The sequence below is a fragment of the Exiguobacterium sp. s46 genome (assembly GCF_018618875.1).
Classification (GTDB): Bacteria; Bacillota; Bacilli; order Exiguobacteriales; family Exiguobacteriaceae; genus Exiguobacterium_A; species Exiguobacterium_A abrahamii.
In genome coordinates, this window is the sequence record NZ_JACSMY010000001.1 from 1636414 (window position 1) to 1654972 (window position 18559).

Sequence of the window (18559 nt, forward strand, 5' to 3'; positions counted from 1 at the left end):
ATGAAAGGAGGCACTCACGTGGCACGATGCACCGTTTGTCGTCAATCCTGGTCTGCTCGAACAATCTATCGTTTAATCTGGTCTGCTCACGGACTGCCCTGTCCACATTGTCAAAACTCACAACACCTACATATGGAACACCAAGGTTACTTCCTTCGAATCGGATACTTGATTCCTTGGCTGACATTTCTTCTTATACTGGTCTGCCCTTGGTATGCCAAGTTATCGCACTATGCTTCTCCCCATCGATTATGACGAGATGAAAAAAGACGAGCTTGTCGAAAGTGACAAGTTCGTCTTTTTTTAGAATCAAGATTTTAATAAGTCGAGTACAGAGCGGACTGTAGAGGCAGAGCGATTCAAAGCCTCTTGCTCCTCAGTCGTCAGTTCGAGTTCATAGACATGCTCGACGCCGTTTCCGCCAAGAATGACCGGTACACCGAAATACATATCGTCATATCCATATTCGCCTTCGAGATAAGCAATGGCAGGTAGAATACGTCGCTGGTCCTTCAAGATCGCCTCGACCATCTCAGCAATTGCTGCTGCCGGTGCGTAGTAAGCGGAACCGTTTCCGAGTAACTGAACGATTTCACCGCCGCCTTTACGTGTTCGGTCAACGATCGCATCTAACCGCTCCTTGGATATCAGTTTCTCGATTGGAATGCCTCCCGCCTGAGAATAGCGCAGTAGTGGCACCATGTCATCCCCGTGTCCGCCGAGTACGAATCCCGATACATCCTTTACAGAAACGTTCAGTTCCTCTGCTAAGAATGTCCGGAAGCGTGCTGTGTCGAGGACACCGGATTGACCGATGACACGCTCTTTCGGAAAACCAGATGCTTGATAGACCGTATACGTCATCGCATCGACAGGATTCGTCAAAACGATGATGATCGATTCCGGTGCATGCGCAACAATTTCCTTCGTCACAGCTGTCATGACGGCAGCATTCGTACTCACGAGGTCCTCGCGGCTCATACCCGGCTTCCGAGCGATACCGGCAGTGATGACGACGATATCCGCACCGTTGATGTCGGCATAGTTCGATGTCCCTTTTACTGAAGTATCAAACCCGAGGATCGGCGCTGCCTCTTGCATATCGAGCGCCTTTCCTTTCGTCGGATTCTCTTGCTCGGGTCGGTCGACGAGGACGACATCTCCTAGCTCTCGCTGAGCAAGATAGAGTGCTGTCGTTGCGCCCGTAAAGCCACTTCCTATGACTGCGATCTTCTTCCGTCTGTTCATCGACTCATTCCTCCTGATCGGATTACATGTTTTTGATGAGTTCGTCCGCGAATTCAGAACACTTCACTTCAGTCGCACCATCCATGAGACGTGCGAAGTCGTATGTGACGACTTTCGATTCAATCGATGTTTCCATCGATTTGATGATGAGATCTGCCGCTTCGTTCCAGCCGAGGTGACGGAACATCATTTCGCCTGACAAGATGACAGACGATGGGTTGACTTTATCAAGTCCAGCGTATTTCGGTGCTGTACCGTGAGTGGCTTCAAAGATCGCATGACCTGTCATGTAGTTGATGTTTGCTCCAGGTGCGATTCCGATACCACCGACTTGTGCAGCAAGTGCATCCGAGATGTAGTCACCGTTCAAGTTCATTGTCGCAACGACATCGAACTCTTTTGGACGAGTCAAGATTTGTTGTAAGAAGATATCAGCGATTGAGTCTTTCACGATCAACTTACCAGCAGCTTCTGCGTCTGCTTGTGCTTTATTCGCAGCATCTGTTCCTTCTTCTTCCTTGATGCGATCATACTGGTTCCAAGTGAAGACGTGCTCTGCGTATTCACGCTCAGCAAGCTCATAACCCCAGTTTTTGAAAGCACCCTCAGTGAACTTCATGATGTTTCCTTTATGAACGAGCGTCAACGAAGCGCGTTTGTTCTCGAGTGCATATTCGATTGCTGCACGAACGAGGCGTTCTGTTCCCTCTTTTGAAATCGGTTTGATTCCAAGACCAGATGTCTCAGGGAAGCGGATTTTATTGACACCCATTTCGTTTTGAAGGAACTGAAGCAGTTTTGCAGCGCCTTCGCTGCCTTCTGCGTATTCGATTCCTGCGTAGATGTCTTCAGTATTTTCACGGAAGATGACCATGTCTGTATCTTCTGGGCGTTTAACCGGTGAAGGAACACCTGTGAAGTAACGAACTGGACGAAGACATGTGTACAAATCAAGCTCTTGACGTAGAGCAACGTTCAACGAACGGATTCCGCCGCCGACTGGTGTCGTAAGTGGTCCCTTGATTGCGATGATGTGCTCACGAATGAGATCGAGTGTCTCTTCTGGTAACCAGTTGCCTGTTTTGTTGAATGCTTTTTCACCAGCGTAGACTTCTTTCCATTCGATTTTCTTCTCACCGTTGTATGCTTTTTCAACTGCCGCATCAAACACACGTACAGCTGCGTTCCAGATGTCAGGTCCTGTTCCGTCACCAATGATGAACGGAATGATTGGAGCGTTTGGAACTTGAAGTGTACCGTTAGTTACTGTGATGTTTTCGCCTTGAAGTGTAGCCATGTCTAAAAATCCCCCTTAAGTAATTGTAATCTACATCAAAAATCAGGAGAGGATTGCTCCTCCCCGTCCTTTTAACGTTCTTCGATGGACACGTATGTCCGGTGCGTTTCACCCGTGTAGTCTGCACGCGGGCGAATCAGACGGTTATCGCTATACTGCTCTAAAATGTGCGCCAACCAACCTGACATCCGACTTACTGCAAAGATTGGAGTGAATAGTTCTGTATCAAGTCCAAGTGCATGGTACGTAGAAGCAGAATAGAAATCAACATTTGGTTTCAATCCTTTTTCCGATTGGACGATTTCGTCGATCTTAACTGACATCTCATACCATTTCGGCTCCCCGATTTGAGCAGTCAGCTGACGACTCATTTCTTGAAGGTGCTTCGCACGTGGGTCGCCGTCCTTGTAGACACGGTGACCGAAGCCCATGATTTTTTGCTTGTTCTCAAGTTTATTATGAACATACTCGTCAACCTTTTCAACCGAATCAATTTCTAACAACATCTTCATGACGGCTTCGTTCGCGCCACCGTGAAGTGGTCCTTTTAATGCGCCCATCGCTGCCGTCACACCTGAGTAGACGTCAGAGAGTGTCGCGACACACACGCGTGCTGTGAACGTCGAAGCGTTCAACTCGTGGTCAGCGTGAAGAACGAGCGCTTGGTTAAAGGCTTTTTCTGCAACTTCCGTTGGCTCTTCACCAGTCAACATGAACAAGAAATTTCCTGCGTATGAAAGACCTGTTTTAGGTGCGATCGGCTCTTGTCCTTTTTTGATACGAGCGTAAGCTGTGACGAGTGTTGCGATTTGTGCCTGTAATTTGATGGCTTTAGCGTAATTCGCCTCAGTCGACATATCTTCCGATGTCTCATCGTAAAGCGCGAGTTGAGAGAGCGCTGTTCGAATCGTCGCCATCGCATTCGCGGACTTCGGTGCTGCCTTCATCGTTTCAAGAACGGCAGTCGCAACCGTTGCTTCGGAAATAAGTGCTTCCGATAGTTGCTTCAATTCCTCTTCTTTTGGTAGACGGTCGTTCCACAACAAGAAGACGACTTCCTCAAATGAGGCGTGCTCCGCCAAATCATCAATCGTATAACCGCCATACGTCAATTGACCATCGATGATCGAACTGATTTTCGATGAAGTCGCGACGATTCCTTCTAAACCTTTAGTTTGCGTCATGACAATAATCCCCCTTTTTTTCCCCAGAAATTTAAAACGCTTTCATTTCCGTATTGAAAAAAAGACGTCCACTCAAGAGTCGTTCCCCATGCTTGTAGCGCTGTACTCTTGAATAGACCATCTTGTTTCTGTTCTTAGTATAAACAAAAATACCCAAAAAGTGAATGAACTTGCATACTATTATCAAAAAATTAATTCAGTTACTTTGCTGATTCGGCTCATCCTGTGAACGCTTTTGCGATGACATCCCACATTCCAATGACGAGCGCCGCGATTCCAGCACCAATCAATGGTCCGACCGGTACCCCACGGAAAAGTCCTACTGCAAGAATCGTTCCAGCTAGCAAGGCTGTCGTCACGAGTGGATCTTCTTTCATCAGTCCAACACCGTGTGCCGCGACGATTGCAACAAAAATTCCTGATAAAAATGAGATGATGCCGATATGTCCCCGAATACTTTGGAGCAACTCCTTAAATCCGATATCCCCTGCTGCAATCGGTACGAGGATCGCTGCCGTGATCAATGTGACGCCCCACGTGATTCCTTTTGCCTGCAAGGACGGAAACAGTCTACCATCCAGCCCGATTGCCTTGATGATCAGCAGGAAGGCTGCAGCAATGATTAATGATTTATTTTGTGCGATGACCCCGATGAAGACGAGGGCAATCAAAAAAAGATAAGCTTCCATACGTCCTCCTCATACAAAAAAAGACGGACATGACCTAAGTCACGTCCGTCATGAATGGATTATGCGTTATATAGTTTACCTGTCAATGGATCGATTGAGATCATTTGACCGTCTTTGAAGACTGTCAATGCATCTTCGACACCAACGATGACTGGTTTACCGAGTGATGGTCCAACGATTCCAGCATGGCTTGTCAATCCGCCATCAACTGTGATCATCGCTGCAGCCATCTCGATTGCAGGCATCATGTCACGATCAGTTGAGTTCGTAACGAGGATCATGCCTGGCTTCGCTTTAGAGTTTGCTTCTTCAGCATTGTTTGCGATGACGACTTCGCCAACGACTCCACGCTCACCGATCCCACGACCGTTTGCGATCTCTTTACCGACGATGTGGATTTTCAACATGTTCGTTGTACCAGCAGTCAAAGCAGGGATACCAGCTGAGATGACGACGAGATCACCGTCTGTGACGAAACCAGCGTCTTTTGCTGTGTCCGCAGCAAGTGTCAACATGTCATCCGTGTTGTCTGAAAGATGATCAACGACGATTGGGTACACGCCCCATACGATGTTCAACTGACGTGCGACACGTGCGCTTGGTGTAACAGCGACGATGTTTGGCTCTGGACGGTATTTCGAGATACGTGCAGCCGTGTAACCCGATTGTGTCGGTGTCAAGATTGCTTTTGCGTCCAAGTTGATCGCAGTGTGCGTAACCGCTTGAGCGATTGCATCCGTCACTGTGTGCTCACTACGTGTCTGACGATCTTTCAACAAGAGCTTGTAGTCGAGCATTTTTTCTGTACGTTTTGCGATCGAATGCATCATTTGGACAGATTCGATTGGGTAGTCCCCTGCTGCTGTCTCACCTGAAAGCATGATTGCATCCGTACCATCAAGAATCGCGTTCGCGACGTCTGATGCTTCAGCACGTGTTGGACGTGGGAAACGTTGCATCGAGTCAAGCATTTGTGTTGCTGTAATGACTGGTTTACCGAAGTCGTTACAAAGCTTGATCAAGTCTTTTTGAGTTGGCGTGACTTCTTCCGTTGGAATCTCGATACCGAGGTCACCACGCGCTACCATCAAACCGTCCGAAATCGCAAGGATTTCTTCGATGTTATCGACACCTTCTTGGTTCTCGATTTTCGGGAAGATTTTGATGTGGCTCGCGTTGTTTTTCTCAAGCAATTGACGAATCGCAACGACGTCTGACGCACGGCGCACGAAAGATGCCGCGATCAAATCGATATCGCTCTTGATACCGAACTCGATATCCGCAATATCTTTTTCTGTCAAAGCAGGAAGGTTAACCTTCACGTTTGGCAAGTTAACGCCTTTTTTCGTCTTGATGACGCCTTCGTTTTCGATTGAACAACGAAGCTCACGGTTCGGAAGTTTTTCAGTGACACGAAGACCGATGAGACCGTCATCAAGCATGATCATCGAACCAACTTCGACGTCATCATAGAGTCCTTCATACGTGACAGAGAATTTATCTTTCGTTCCGACGATTTCGTTTGCGTCTCCGCTAACGATGATGACTTCTTGACCACGTTCGAGAAGCGCTTTTCCTTCTTCAAACGAATGTGTACGGATTTCTGGTCCTTTCGTATCAAGAAGAATCGTAACGATTTTGTTTGCTTCTTTCGCTGCACGACGGATATCCGTGATACGTGCACCGTGTTCTTCATAATCGCCGTGTGAGAAGTTCAAACGAGCGACGTTCATACCTGCTTCAATCATTTCTGGAAGACGTTTTTCTGACGCCGGTCCAATCGTACATACAATTTTAGTTCTACGCATATTCCATAAACCTCCTACGGTGTTTGGCCAAGTTCTCTTGTCCATTCCAATCCTATCGACGTTCGTTAAATCGAAAGCTGTTTTGAAAGCTCGAGAATATCAAGATCCAGCTCATGTTTATTTTCGTCGAGTGCCTCATCGATATCGAGATCGATCATCTTACCACCACGTACACCTACGACACGTCCTTGTTTTCCTTGAAGTAGGATTTCGATGGCATGCGCCCCCATCCGACTTGCAAGTACACGGTCCGCTGCCGTTGGTGCTCCACCACGTTGAACGTGACCAAGAACCGTGACGCGTGTATCGAGACCTGTTTCTTTTGCGATAGCGTCTCCAACGTCCTGAGCACGACCTGCACCTTCAGCGACGATGACGATTGAGTGTTTCTTACCGCGATTGACACCACTTTGAATGCGATCGAGGACTTCTTTTAAATCTTCAGGACGCTCAGGAACAAGAATCGATTCTGCTCCACCAGCAAGTCCTGCATATAATGCGATATCACCCGCATCGCGTCCCATGACTTCAATGACATACGTCCGCTCATGCGACGATGCCGTATCACGGATTTTATCGATCGCTTCAAGCGCCGTGTTGAGCGCTGTATCAAAACCGATCGTATAGTCCGTTCCAGGAATATCGTTATCGATCGTACCTGGAAGTCCAATTGTCGGGAAGCCAAGTCCCGTCAATTTTTGGGCACCACGATACGACCCGTCTCCGCCTACGACGACGAGTGCATCAATTTCAAATTTCTTAAGATTGACGACCGCTTTTGCTCGTCCTTCTTCTGTACGGAACTCAGGGCAACGTGCTGAACGTAGGAACGTTCCGCCTCGTTGAATGATGTCACCGACTGACCCAAGGTTCAACTGGACGATGTCCCCGTTGATTAATCCTTGATAGCCGTTATAAACACCAAATACTTCTAAGCCATGAAAAATCGCTTTACGCGTGACAGCACGCACCGCGGCATTCATACCTGGTGCATCGCCGCCACTCGTTAAGACAGCAATCCGTTTTAAACTCACGTTAATCACCTCTCCATTAATCTGAATCTAAAATAGCACGTTGTTTTCTTGTTTTACAACAGGGCAGATTGCATAAACTTTCACTTGTTTTTTCATTACCGATTCCGGAAATGAGGAATATCAATCATGATAGCGATTACATGGTGCTTATGTGCCAATTTGGTGATATTTTTCGGTCCGCTGATCAATGAGCTCTTCCTTGGTCAGGTGAACCAATGATTCGAGCTTCTGTACCAATACAGTTTTTAATTTATCCGCCTGTAATGACACATCGAGATGTGCGCCTCCGACGACTTCTGGAATGATGGCATCAGCGATCCCGAGTCGTAATAAATCAGGTGCTGTGATCTTCATCGATTCTGCCGCTTTCTCCGCAAGACTTGCATCTTTCCACAACAATGCTGCAGCACCTTCAGGAGAGATGACCGAATACGTTGAATTCTCGAGCATCAAGAGTTGGTCACACACTCCGATTCCTAAAGCACCACCTGATCCACCTTCACCGATGACGATTGAGATGATTGGAACCGTCATACCAGCCATCTCAAACAGGTTTTTCGCGATGGCCTCACTCTGACCACGTTCTTCTGCTGCACGTCCTGGGTAAGCCCCTTTCGTGTCGATGAACGTAATGATCGGTCGATTGAATTTCTCCGCTTGTTGCATGAGACGTAGTGCTTTTCGATACCCTTCCGGATGTGGCATCCCGAAATTACGACGAATGTTTTCTTTTGTATCTTTTCCGCGTTGATGACCGATGATCGTCACCGGACGACCATTCAGTATTCCGATTCCACCGACGATTGCCGCATCATCATATCCATGACGATCGCCGTGCAGTTCGATGAAATCTTCACAAATGGATTCAATGTAATCGAGTGTCGTTGGACGTTCTGGATGACGTGCCAATTGAACGCGATTCCACGCTTTCATATTCCCGTAAATATCGAGTTCTAACCGATGAAGGCGTTCTTCAAGAAGTTGAAGTTCTTCCTTGAAGTCTAGTCCTTGTGTTTCCGCCATATCATGGAGCTCAAGAATTTTTTCGCGTAACGCGATGACTGGTTGGTCAAATGGTTGCATGGTTCGTTCCCTCCGCATGTAGCTTTAAGATTCGCGTATAGTACGTTTTCAGATCATGTCGTGATACGACATCGTCCAGTTGACCTGCTTGTAATAAGAATTCTGCTGTTTGGAAATCTTCCGGTAGTTTTTCACGTATCGTCTGTTCGATGATCCGTCGACCTGCAAATCCGATCAACGCCCCCGGTTCAGCGATGTTAAAGTCACCGAGCATCGCAAAACTTGCTGATACCCCGCCGGTCGTCGGATGAGTCATACAAGAAATATAAAGTAGTCCAGCATCTGAATGCTGTTTTAAGAAGAGACTCGATTTCGCCATCTGCATGAGACTAACCATTCCCTCTTGCATCCGTGCTCCACCTGAAGCGGAGAAAATCGTGACAGGTAGACGATGTTTCGTTGCGTAACGAACCGCTTCAGAAATCGCAGCACCAACCGCTGCACCCATCGAACCCATCCGGAATCGTGCATCCATGACACAAGCGACGAGTGGGTGACCATTCACATTCCCGACGCCACAGACGATCGCTTCCTCAAGACCCGTTCTGACTTGGTCGCCCTTTAATTTTTCCGGGTAATCCTGGAATCCAAGCGGATCCGCTTGAACTGCCGGTAAGTCGAAATACGTCACCGAACCTTCATCGAATAATTGCGTAAAACGTTCTTGCGCGGTCAACGGGTGATGATACCCACATGAACAGACACGTAAGTTCGCCTCCAGTTGTTTCGTATATTGGATTAATTTACATTTCGGACACTTCGTCATTAGGCCAACTGGCACATCGACACGCTGCTCCTTCGAAGTCAGCGTGACGAACTTTTTAGGTTTTCGAAAAAATGCTTGCACGTTCAGTTCCCCCTTGTCATCCTATGGGCGGTTCAAGAGTTGTTCCCGTTCCGCCTGCGTATAGAGTTCCCCTTGACCGAAGCTTTTATGGAAGGCATTGACTTGTCGCCAGATTCGTTCAAACAAATCGTTATCGACCGTCTGAATCAACGTCTCACGAAACGCTGCATCGGATGATACGACTGGTGCAAGCACCGAAAGGTCATCCAGCTGCGCGAGCGCTGCTTGCTCAAGCAAGCGGAGCGTTCCTGCCAAGTCTTCGAACTTCGAATCGCCAGTCACTAAGAATTGAGCGATGATTTGAATATAGGTATGATCGTCACGGTTCAATAGAAAGCTTCCGCCTCCATGTCGTGTCTCGACGATCCCTAAATAAGCGAGCGTCCGTAATGCTTCTCGTACGGACGGTCGACTGATGGATAGTCGTTCTGCCAGTTCCCGTTCCGATGGAATACGGTCTCCTGGAACTAATCCATCTTGTTCGATCATCAATTTAATCGCCGCGATATTGGCTTCAAACGCATTTCGTTTCTTCTCCATATCGATACGGCACCACCTTTCTGACCCTTCAGTCGGTTGCTTCAATCGGTGGCATTGGTCAGACCAATTACCCCTTATTATAACAAATCTTATTACCTAGTACTAGTTTGAGCGGGGGACATTTTTCAGGACGACATGATCCTCGCCAAACCGAATACGTAGCCGAGCTAGTAATTCCTCATCATGCTGAACTGCATAAAGCGGCGGTAATGATTTCGTCTCACGTGAATCCGCGTAGCGGACGACGACTGGAATATCGCCTGGTGCCGCTTCAAGCAACTGTTCAAGTGCGGCCAGCTCATTTTTCGATGTTAACTTGACGAATAGCACATCTTGTCCAAGCGGCCGAAGACGTTCCAAAATGAACTGACGCTCCCCTTCGCGATCCTGCACCTTTAATTCAATCAATAAGACGTTCCCTAAATAAAGTGATCGACGGAATCGTTCATATTGATTCGGGAAGACGACGACCTCTTCATTCGAATACCCATCGACTGCCTGAATGACCGCCATCGTTTGACCGCGTTTCGTCTTGAACTCTCGGATCTGATCAATATAACAGACTAAATAGTGTGTTTCCGAACCGACGCCAAGGTCATGGAAATAAGCAGATTCAACCGGAGCTTTCATTGCTGTCGTCAACGGAGAATACGTCAACCAGAATCCAAGCGCTTCCCGTTCTAATCGTGCCCAGTCGGAATCACTTCGTTTCGATGACTTCTGTGTCCGGCGTTTCCCGAGGGTTGCCAGTTCGTCCGGAAGTAATGTATTCGATGACTCGGTGAAATACTCGAGTACCTCTTGTTCGGCGAGTCCGCGATCGCCGTGCGTCGCTCGGTCTAGCGCACCACTGTAGAGTAACAATTCAATTTTCGCGCGCTCCTTCTTGCCCCATCCGATGTGGGTTAACAGATCAGCAATCGTCGCCGTGTGCTTCGATGCTTCCTTTACACGCTCGAACTCTCGCTCGGAAATACCTTTAATCACATGGATACCGAGTCGAATCCCTTTGCCTTCTAGTGAAGAACGGTAATCGGAAATCCAGACATCCGGCGAGTGGACAGGGAGACGTCGTTCGCGCATCAATCGGACGAGACGCTCCGGCTGTTCGACCGAGACGAGCAAGAAAATGTGCGGGAAATGCGCTTTGATGTACCCGAGGGCATAACTAATCTTTGAATAGGCGACCGCATGGCTTCGGTTGAATCCATACCCAGCGAATCGCTCAATTTGTTCATAGAGTGATTGTGCGATCGCATCATCGAATCCATTCGACTTTGCTCCTTTAAGAAAACGAACCCGTTCCTGTTCGAGCGAATCCGTACTTTTTTTAGAAATCGCACGTCGTAATAAATCTGCTTGTGCGAGTGTAAATCCAGCTACTCGACGGGTGATTTCCATGACTTGTTCCTGATAGACGATGATGCCATACGTTGGTGCAAGTACGTCTTCTAATACGGGATGCAACATCTGATAAGGTTGACCAGCTTTTCGTTTCGCGTACAGATCAATGAATTTCATTGGTCCCGGACGATAGAGTGACATCGTTGCCACCAAATCTTCGAACCGATTCGGTTTGACTTCGCGCAACGTCTGTTTCATACCTGTCGACTCGAATTGGAAAATATCATCCGTCTCGGCGCGGGCAAAGACTTGGAATGTCGCGCGGTCTTCTTCTGGAATTTGCGTGAGCGTAAAGGATGGCTGTTCTCGTCGAATCAATTCTTCCATCCGACGCAAACGACTGAGATTTCGTAATCCTAACAAGTCAATTTTCAACAATCCTTGACGTTCCAATGCCTGCATCAAAAACTGCGTCACATAGCGTTCATTTGGTCCCGTTTCAACGGGTGTCGTCTCGACGAGCTGTTCAGATCCAATGACGACACCGGCCGCGTGAACCGAACGTTGTCGCGGGAGACCCTCGACCGCTTGCGCTAGTTGCAACAGTTGCCGGCGCTTTTCGCTTCCAGAGAACCAGCGATATGTCTGTTTGTTTTGTTCAATCCCTTGTAACATCGTTGATTTTCCAAGCTGTTTGACCGCAGCATCTAACTCATCCTTCGAAAACTCTAGCGTCCGTCCGACGTCTCGCAAAGCGGCTTTGGCACCGAGCGTCGACAATGTACCGATTTGAGCAACGTGATCTTTTCCGTAACGCATCACGAGATCCTCTAATACTTCTTCGCGTCGTTCATCTTCGATATCGATATCGATATCCGGCATGGAAATCCGCTCAGGGTTCAAGAATCGTTCGAATAGTAATCCATATTTCAATGGATCCACCGTCGTGATCCCAAGCGCATAGCTGACAAGTGATCCAGCTGCTGAGCCTCGACCAGGTCCAACGAAAATGCCTTTCGCTTTTGCACTACGTACGAGTTCTTCAACGATTAAGAAGTAATCAGCAAATCCCGTCTTATCGATGACTGATAGTTCATAAGCGAGACGTTCCCGCGCTTCGTTACTTTCATGACCATGTGCCAGTAACCCTTCCTCAGCACGTTTTCGTAATAACGCATTCGAGTCTTCCGTGATACGTGGCAGTGGACGTTGTTGAAACGGTAATTCCAAGCGTTCAGATGTCGTAGCAAACTGCTCCGCCATCGTAATTTCTCGCTCGGTAAAGTCTTCGAGTAACTCTTCCCGGGTCTTTAAATGCATCAGACGATCTGTCTTTTGGTCTTGGAACGTCGTCGCCTCACCAATCGCACGTATTGCTTGATACGCTGACGCTTCATCTCGACGAATGTAACGAACAGGATCGACTGGGATGGTCTCAACACCAAGCGCTGCTGCTACTTCGCGGTAACGCGCACGACTCTCTCGTTCGACCGTTGAGCGACTAGAGGTCACGCCCATATATGTACGCGCTCCTTGAACGTGTCCCATCCATTGAACGAAGGAACGACGTAGACGCGTCGCATCTTCAGAGGCTTGACGCAGTGGCACGAGCACCGCGATCAGTGATGAAACTTCAGTCTCCTCTTGTTGACTGGCTAGTCGATACAGTTGACGCAGTCCATCAGAAGAAAAAGCAAACCATAAGATACAAAATTCTTCTTCTTCGATTCGCTGCTCCCATCCGACGATCGGTTGCATATTTCGACGCTGACATGCATCGATGAATGCGGGAACTCCTGTCAATGTCGTTTCACAGATGACCGCTCGTCCGATGTGTCGACGGACTAGTTCATCGAGATAGGGCTCGATTCGAACTAAACTCTGCAATGGACTAAACTGCGTTCGAACATTTATATGCATCTTCCATTCTCCTTTCTCTTCTGATGGATGTTTTTAAAAGTTTTCAGAACATTCATATCTAACTGACTCAAGTACTCGCCATCTGATTTATTATTCGATACAATAAGTATAGAAATATCATGACGGGTACGGAAGGAGCGTTTCTCATGATTTTGAATCGCAGTCAAATCGCACGTGAAAAAGTCGAACAATTAAAGCTCGGTGTTACCGCTTTTACTGAAACGGAAGAAATCGCTGAGAAGATTCGCAAATCTGTCGCTGAACTTCAACTGAATGTCATTGAAGATCACACAGATCGTGGCGTTTGGTTCATTCCGCAAGACGAAACAAAAACGCAATAAGCGTAAAAAGGCTGTTCGCTTCGCTTCCTCAATGAGAGGAGTGAGACCGAGCAGCCTTTTTCCATTTAAAACTGGAAGTTAGCAGCGACCTCGTCCAGACGACGGATGACACGTTCGACCTCACTCAACTGTCCAATCGTTGCACCAGACGCCATCGGATGTCCACCACCATTGAATTCTTTTGCTACTTCATTGATGACGGGACCCTTCGAACGAATCCGGACGCGAACCTCCGTGTCCGTTTCAAGGAACAATGCCCAACACTTCATGCCTTTTAAACCGGCAAAACTATTGACGAGCAACGATGCTTGCTCAACCGTCGCCCCGAACTGCTTCAACGTATCTTGTGTCAATACGACATAACCGACACCTTGATCCGTCAATTGAATATGTTGAAGGACATATCCTTGTAAATGAAGCGCTGCAAGTTCTGTTTCGTACATATTGCGATACAACCAGTCCGTATCGATTCCTGCATCAATCAATTGCGCAGCGACTTCAAATGTTCGTTTCGTCGTACCACGGAATTGGAAACGTCCTGTGTCACCGACGATCCCAGCGTAGAATTGAATGGCAGCTGATGTTGGAATCTCGTATCCCCATTCGTTCAATAAATGAACGAGCAATTCCGATGTCGAACTCATCGTCGTATCGACGAGTTGCACTGGTGCGTATGGATCTTCATCCGGATGATGGTCGATTTTAATGACGTCTTTTCCTGTCATCGCAACCTTCCCGTCAATCCGCGCTTGATTCGCTGTATCCAGAATCACGACTAACGCCTCTTTGTATAATTCATCGTCTACTTGATCGAGCTCTCCCATGAATGACAATGATGTCGCCATCTCTCCGGCCGTTAATACCGTTTTGCTAGGGAATTGATATTGTAACGTCAATTGCAAACCGAATTGACTACCGAGTGCATCGGGATCTGGACGTTCATGACGATGAATGATGATCGTATCTGCCGCTTCAATCATTTGTTTGATTTGCTCTTTCACTGTGCACAGCTCCTCTAATCTTGATATGATATGAGATGAAGACAAAAAGGAGGTCCTTTTAACATGCAATTCATCCTCATCGCCCTCATCGTTTTCTCGCTTGGTGGGTATTTGTTAGCAAAACGCCGCGCGTTCCATACGAAAAGCACGAACCGAAAATACTTGTTCAATACGCAAGCGAGCATTTGGTTGAGCTTGTTCGTCATCCTATTCGCCGTCAACCAGTTCGTTTCCGGAAACGGATTAACGACACTCGTTGGGAAAATCGTTTGTTCCATTTTAATCATCGTCGGTGTTGCTTCATTCATCGCCGGATTCATCCGTTACAAAAAGATTTATCCGTATGTCGTCCGCGAGATGGAGCAATCCTGAGCTAGATTCAGAGGAACCGAAGTCCATTGACTTCGGTTCTTTTTGATTCATTTAACGATCGATGAGTTGGGATGTCACGAGTGCCTTCGCAACGATTTGTGTGCCTTGATACATCTCGACATCGACTTTCCCGAATTTTCGACCGACGTCAAAGACATTCGCCCGGATCGTTACCGTGCTCTCGATTTGAACAGGTTTAATGAAATAGATGCTGACGTTCTCGATGACAAGGTCACCTTTTTTCATATGGCGCAACATTCGCGTCGCTCCTTCGACTAGAAGCGTCGTCAACACCCCACTCGAAGCAGTCCCCATGAAGTTCGTCATTTGCGGCGAGACCTCAAGCGATAAGTACGGTCCCCGTTCGTCCTCTGCCGCCTTGATCTGTCCTGTAATTAGATCGTCGAACGTCTCTCCGACTTGTGGCTGACGATTCGCGAGTTGCAGTGCCTTGAGGACGTCTTGACGGCTAATGATCCCGAGCAATCGACCGTACTGGTCGATGACCGGTAACATCTCGATTCCTTCCCAGACCATCTGATGCGCAGAATTCGTGACACTCGTTCGAATACCCACCGTGATCGGATGACGGGTCATGACTTTTTCAACAGCCCAATCATGCGGACGGTCAATGATGTCCTTCGCTGTCACGACACCGACGACCTTCATTTGTTCATCGATGACGGGATAACGGTTGTGTTTCGTCTGCTCATTCAACTCGTGCCAGCGTGAAATCGGATCCGTCGTCTGTAAATAGAACGTATCATGCAACGGAATTAAAATATCCGAAACGAGTAAAATCTCCTTTTTGATCAATCGATCATAAATCGCACGGTTGATCATCGTCGCAACCGTGAACGTATCGTAGGACGTCGAAATGATCGGCAACTCCATCTCATCCGCTAATCGTTTTGCATCCTCCGTCGTATCAAAGCCACCGGTAATCAATACAGCAGCTCCTGCTTCAAGCACGAGTTCATGTGCTTTTTCGCGGTTTCCGATGATGACGAGACTATCGACATCGATATAGCGCATCATGGCTTCGAGCTTCATTGCGCCAATGACGAATTTCGTCAGCGTCTTGTGTAATCCATTTCGACCACCGAGCACCTGACCGTCAACGATGTTCACGACTTCCGCGAATGTCAGCTTCTCGATATTTTCTTTTTGTTTCTTTTTAATCCGTATCGTTCCGACTCGCTCAATCGTCGAGACGAACCCTAAATTTTCTGCTTCCTTGATGGCGCGATAAGCCGTCCCCTCGGATACGGTCAAATCCTTCGCGATTTGTCGGACGGAAATCTTTGTTCCGACATCAAGATCTTCGATATGTCGAATGATCTGTTCGTGTTTCGTAGGCATACTGTATCCCTTCTTTTCCTTTTTTCTACTCTCCTGTCATTATACTGTACTACTCTAAAGATGAAAACGTGTACTAGTCTGATTTACGATAAATGTTTTTCGAACCGGACGATGATATACTTATGTAGAAAATGAGTAGAGAGGTGGAATCATATATGAGCGAACGTACGAACCAAATCAGTGAATTCCTGAAAGAACAAGGAATTGACTTAGCCGTCGTCACTTCGAAGGCAAATGTCTTTTATTTCTCAGGAGTCTACGCTGAACCCCACGAACGTGTCATGGCGGTCCTCGTCGATGTAACCGGCAAACATGTATTATTCTGTCCGGCACTCGAAGCAAGTATCGTTGCAGCGAGTCCTTGGGAAGGAGACGTCGTGACGTATGAGGATCACGAAAACCCGTTTGATCGATTAGCAGAATTATTCGCGACATTCGAGCACTCGAATAACCGAATCGGTATCGAAGGGGAACACATGACGTTCAGTCGCTATCAGGAACTAAGCTCACGTCTCGAGAACGCAGCCATTCTTGATATCGGTGAGTCTTTACAAGCGCTTCGTCTGAAGAAAACACCGGAAGAAATCGCTATTCTTCAAGAAGCAGCCGCACTTGCGGACGAAGCAATCGAAATCGGTAAACAAGCGATCCGCCCAGGGATCACGGAAATCGAAGTCATTGCAGAAATCGAATATGAAATGAAGAAAAAAGGTGTCCGCGAGATGTCATTTGATACGCTTGTTTTATTTGGTGCAAACAGTGCTGATCCGCACGGTGTACCCGGCGACCGTGTCATCCAAGAAGGCGACTTCGTCTTATTCGACCTCGGCGTCGTTTGGAAAGGCTACTGTTCCGATATTACACGGACCTTCATTTATGGCGAAGCGAACGAAGAACAGAAAAAGATCTATGAAACGGTTCGCCAAGCACTTGAAGCCGCGACAGAAGCGAGTCAGATCGGCACGACACTCGGTTCATTAGATAAGGCAGCCCGTGACGTTATTACAAACGCTGGCTACGGACAGTACTTCACGCACCGTGTCGGGCACGGACTCGGAATCGAGGTTCATGAATTCCCGTCTCTCGCGTCAAACAATCTACTGACGGCTGAAGCTGGTATCGTCTACACACTCGAACCAGGCATTTATGTTCCAGGTGTCGGTGGCGTCCGTATCGAGGATGATATTCATCTCACTGCGGAAGGTCCAGTTGCGTTAACTCGCACACCAAAACATCTTCAATCCATTCCGTCATCTTAACTCAAGACAAACACCTAATCCATCTCTTGGATTAGGTGTTTCTGATTATAGACAAAATGGCTGACTAAAAAAATGTCTCGTCTTTTCACGCCCTTTCCTCAAGCGAGACACAAGCCAGTTTTCCCGCTTCATTCAAGCAGGAAAACGGGTCTTGTTTGTCTCTGACAGCGCAAAATTGCGCTTTTTCCTGTAGGAGTGGCGTGTGACGCGTCATTCTTTTTATACCGAAGGATTTGAGGAGCGTTTTGTTCACTCGACATCGCTTCCTAGGGAAAAACAAGCAAGAGCGACCCTGCAGCGGAGCGATGCTTGTCCCAGGAAAACGATTCGAGACGAACAAAAAAAGCGCAATCCTTCTCGTTAGAGAAAAATTGCACCTTATCTTCAGTCTCAAACATCTAATCCATTGCTTGGATTAGATGTTTTTGCTTATTTACGGGATTGATGGACGACATTGACGCCACCTGTCACATCGAGGATTGCTCCCGTAATCATACTTGATTCTTCTGCCAACAAGAAGGAGATCGCGCGAGCGATATCTTCTCCGACACCCGTTCTTCCGACCGGCGTCGCCTCATCTTGCTCCGCTTCAGAAATTTGCTTCGTCTTATTGTCACCGACGATGTTTCCCGGGTTGACCATGTTGACCGTGATGCCGTGTTCCGCTTCTTCAAGCGCTACACTCTTCGTCAAACTCACCATCCCGCTTTTAGCAGCAGCGAACGCCGCCCGGCATACCCATCCCGGCGCTGTTGCACTCTCCGGGAAACCGTACGTAATGATTCGACCATAGGCTTGCTTACGCATGACGGGTAATACTTGACGTAACAGCCAAAAACTAGCTGTCAGATTTCCGGTGATCACTTCATTCCATTCCTGATCGGTGTACTCCACTAACGCTTTTCGTTCGAATATATAAGGTCCTGCATTAAGTATCAACGCATCAATCCGACCATGATCGTTGATTGCTTGTTGGGTTGCGCGTTCCAATTCTTCTTGATTCGTCACATCCGCTTGAATCGTCATGAGATTCGGATGTGTAAATTCGGGTTCGGAACGATGAAACGCCGTCACTTTCCAACCTTCTTCCAGTAACTGGCGCGTCACTCGTTCTCCCAGTCCTTTTGTACCTGCTGTAATTAACGCGTGCCTCATCTTGGCATCGCCCCCTTTCACTGACTCCATCTTACGACGGAACGGAAAGGAAGGACAATTTTTAGAACTCACTGA

General features: G+C 47.6%; 16 protein-coding genes. 3 read left to right on the forward strand and 13 right to left on the reverse strand.

All coding sequences use genetic code 11. From position 1 onward, the window contains the following. Positions 1 to 309: 309 nt before the first annotated feature. From mdh to dnaE, 10 genes are all read right to left on the reverse strand, one after another. Positions 310 to 1248 carry a malate dehydrogenase gene (gene mdh / locus KNQ08_RS08595; RefSeq protein ID WP_214805267.1) on the reverse strand — a complete coding sequence of 313 codons (939 nt, stop codon included), beginning with the start codon at positions 1246 to 1248 and terminating at the stop codon, positions 310 to 312. A gap of 22 nt (positions 1249 to 1270) precedes the next feature. Then, entirely contained in the window at positions 1271 to 2545 is a 1275-nt protein-coding gene (icd, locus tag KNQ08_RS08600; protein WP_149427711.1) for an NADP-dependent isocitrate dehydrogenase, read from the reverse strand. Positions 2546 to 2616: 71 nt separating this feature from the next. Further along, entirely contained in the window at positions 2617 to 3729 is a 1113-nt protein-coding gene (gene citZ, locus KNQ08_RS08605) for a citrate synthase (protein WP_053454034.1), read from the reverse strand. 218 nt (positions 3730 to 3947) lie between these two features. After that, complete coding sequence (locus tag KNQ08_RS08610; RefSeq protein ID WP_023469036.1) at positions 3948 to 4418, reverse strand: DUF441 domain-containing protein; 471 nt, start codon at positions 4416 to 4418, stop codon at positions 3948 to 3950. Positions 4419 to 4477: 59 nt separating this feature from the next. Next, positions 4478 to 6226: a pyruvate kinase gene (pyk, locus tag KNQ08_RS08615; RefSeq protein ID WP_050677653.1), complete on the reverse strand. Its 1749-nt coding sequence runs from the start codon at positions 6224 to 6226 to the stop codon at positions 4478 to 4480. 65 nt (positions 6227 to 6291) lie between these two features. Further along, complete coding sequence (gene pfkA / locus KNQ08_RS08620; protein ID WP_029342336.1) at positions 6292 to 7260, reverse strand: 6-phosphofructokinase; 969 nt, start codon at positions 7258 to 7260, stop codon at positions 6292 to 6294. 147 nt (positions 7261 to 7407) lie between these two features. After that, the gene (gene accA / locus KNQ08_RS08625; RefSeq protein WP_214805269.1) at positions 7408 to 8343 is read right to left on the reverse strand and encodes an acetyl-CoA carboxylase carboxyl transferase subunit alpha; all 936 of its coding nucleotides are present in this window, start codon (positions 8341 to 8343) and stop codon (positions 7408 to 7410) included. Further along, positions 8330 to 9190 (reverse strand): acetyl-CoA carboxylase, carboxyltransferase subunit beta, encoded by an 861-nt coding sequence (gene accD / locus KNQ08_RS08630; protein WP_023469040.1) that lies wholly within the window; start codon positions 9188 to 9190, stop codon positions 8330 to 8332. Before accD ends, accA begins: the two co-directional genes overlap by 14 nt. A gap of 21 nt (positions 9191 to 9211) precedes the next feature. Continuing rightward, positions 9212 to 9730 (reverse strand): FadR/GntR family transcriptional regulator, encoded by a 519-nt coding sequence (locus KNQ08_RS08635; protein ID WP_050677654.1) that lies wholly within the window; start codon positions 9728 to 9730, stop codon positions 9212 to 9214. 102 nt (positions 9731 to 9832) lie between these two features. Then, positions 9833 to 12994, reverse strand: a complete 3162-nt coding sequence (dnaE, locus tag KNQ08_RS08640; protein ID WP_214805271.1) for a DNA polymerase III subunit alpha — start codon at positions 12992 to 12994, stop codon at positions 9833 to 9835. Between the two features lie 146 nt (positions 12995 to 13140). On the opposite strand from dnaE, the gene KNQ08_RS08645 reads away from it, so the two are divergent. Continuing rightward, positions 13141 to 13335, forward strand: coding sequence for a YtzJ family protein (locus tag KNQ08_RS08645; RefSeq protein ID WP_023469043.1), 195 nt, complete (start codon positions 13141 to 13143; stop codon positions 13333 to 13335). Between the two features lie 65 nt (positions 13336 to 13400). On the opposite strand, the gene KNQ08_RS08650 is transcribed toward KNQ08_RS08645, so the two are convergent. After that, the gene (locus tag KNQ08_RS08650) at positions 13401 to 14336 is read right to left on the reverse strand and encodes a DHH family phosphoesterase (protein WP_214723794.1); all 936 of its coding nucleotides are present in this window, start codon (positions 14334 to 14336) and stop codon (positions 13401 to 13403) included. Positions 14337 to 14399: 63 nt separating this feature from the next. Between KNQ08_RS08650 and KNQ08_RS08655 the strand changes: the two genes are divergently transcribed. Then, entirely contained in the window at positions 14400 to 14708 is a 309-nt protein-coding gene (locus KNQ08_RS08655) for a YtpI family protein (RefSeq protein ID WP_023469045.1), read from the forward strand. Between the two features lie 51 nt (positions 14709 to 14759). Here the strand turns inward: KNQ08_RS08655 and KNQ08_RS08660 are convergent, their stop codons facing one another. Then, complete coding sequence (locus KNQ08_RS08660) at positions 14760 to 16070, reverse strand: DRTGG domain-containing protein (protein ID WP_023469046.1); 1311 nt, start codon at positions 16068 to 16070, stop codon at positions 14760 to 14762. 155 nt (positions 16071 to 16225) lie between these two features. Between KNQ08_RS08660 and KNQ08_RS08665 the strand changes: the two genes are divergently transcribed. Then, a complete protein-coding gene (locus KNQ08_RS08665; protein WP_149427715.1) occupies positions 16226 to 17329 on the forward strand; it encodes a M24 family metallopeptidase in 1104 nt (367 codons plus the stop codon). A gap of 429 nt (positions 17330 to 17758) precedes the next feature. Here KNQ08_RS08665 and KNQ08_RS08670 read toward each other — a convergent pair whose 3' ends face one another. Next, positions 17759 to 18484, reverse strand: a complete 726-nt coding sequence (locus KNQ08_RS08670) for an SDR family oxidoreductase (protein ID WP_214805272.1) — start codon at positions 18482 to 18484, stop codon at positions 17759 to 17761. Positions 18485 to 18559: the final 75 nt, after the last annotated feature.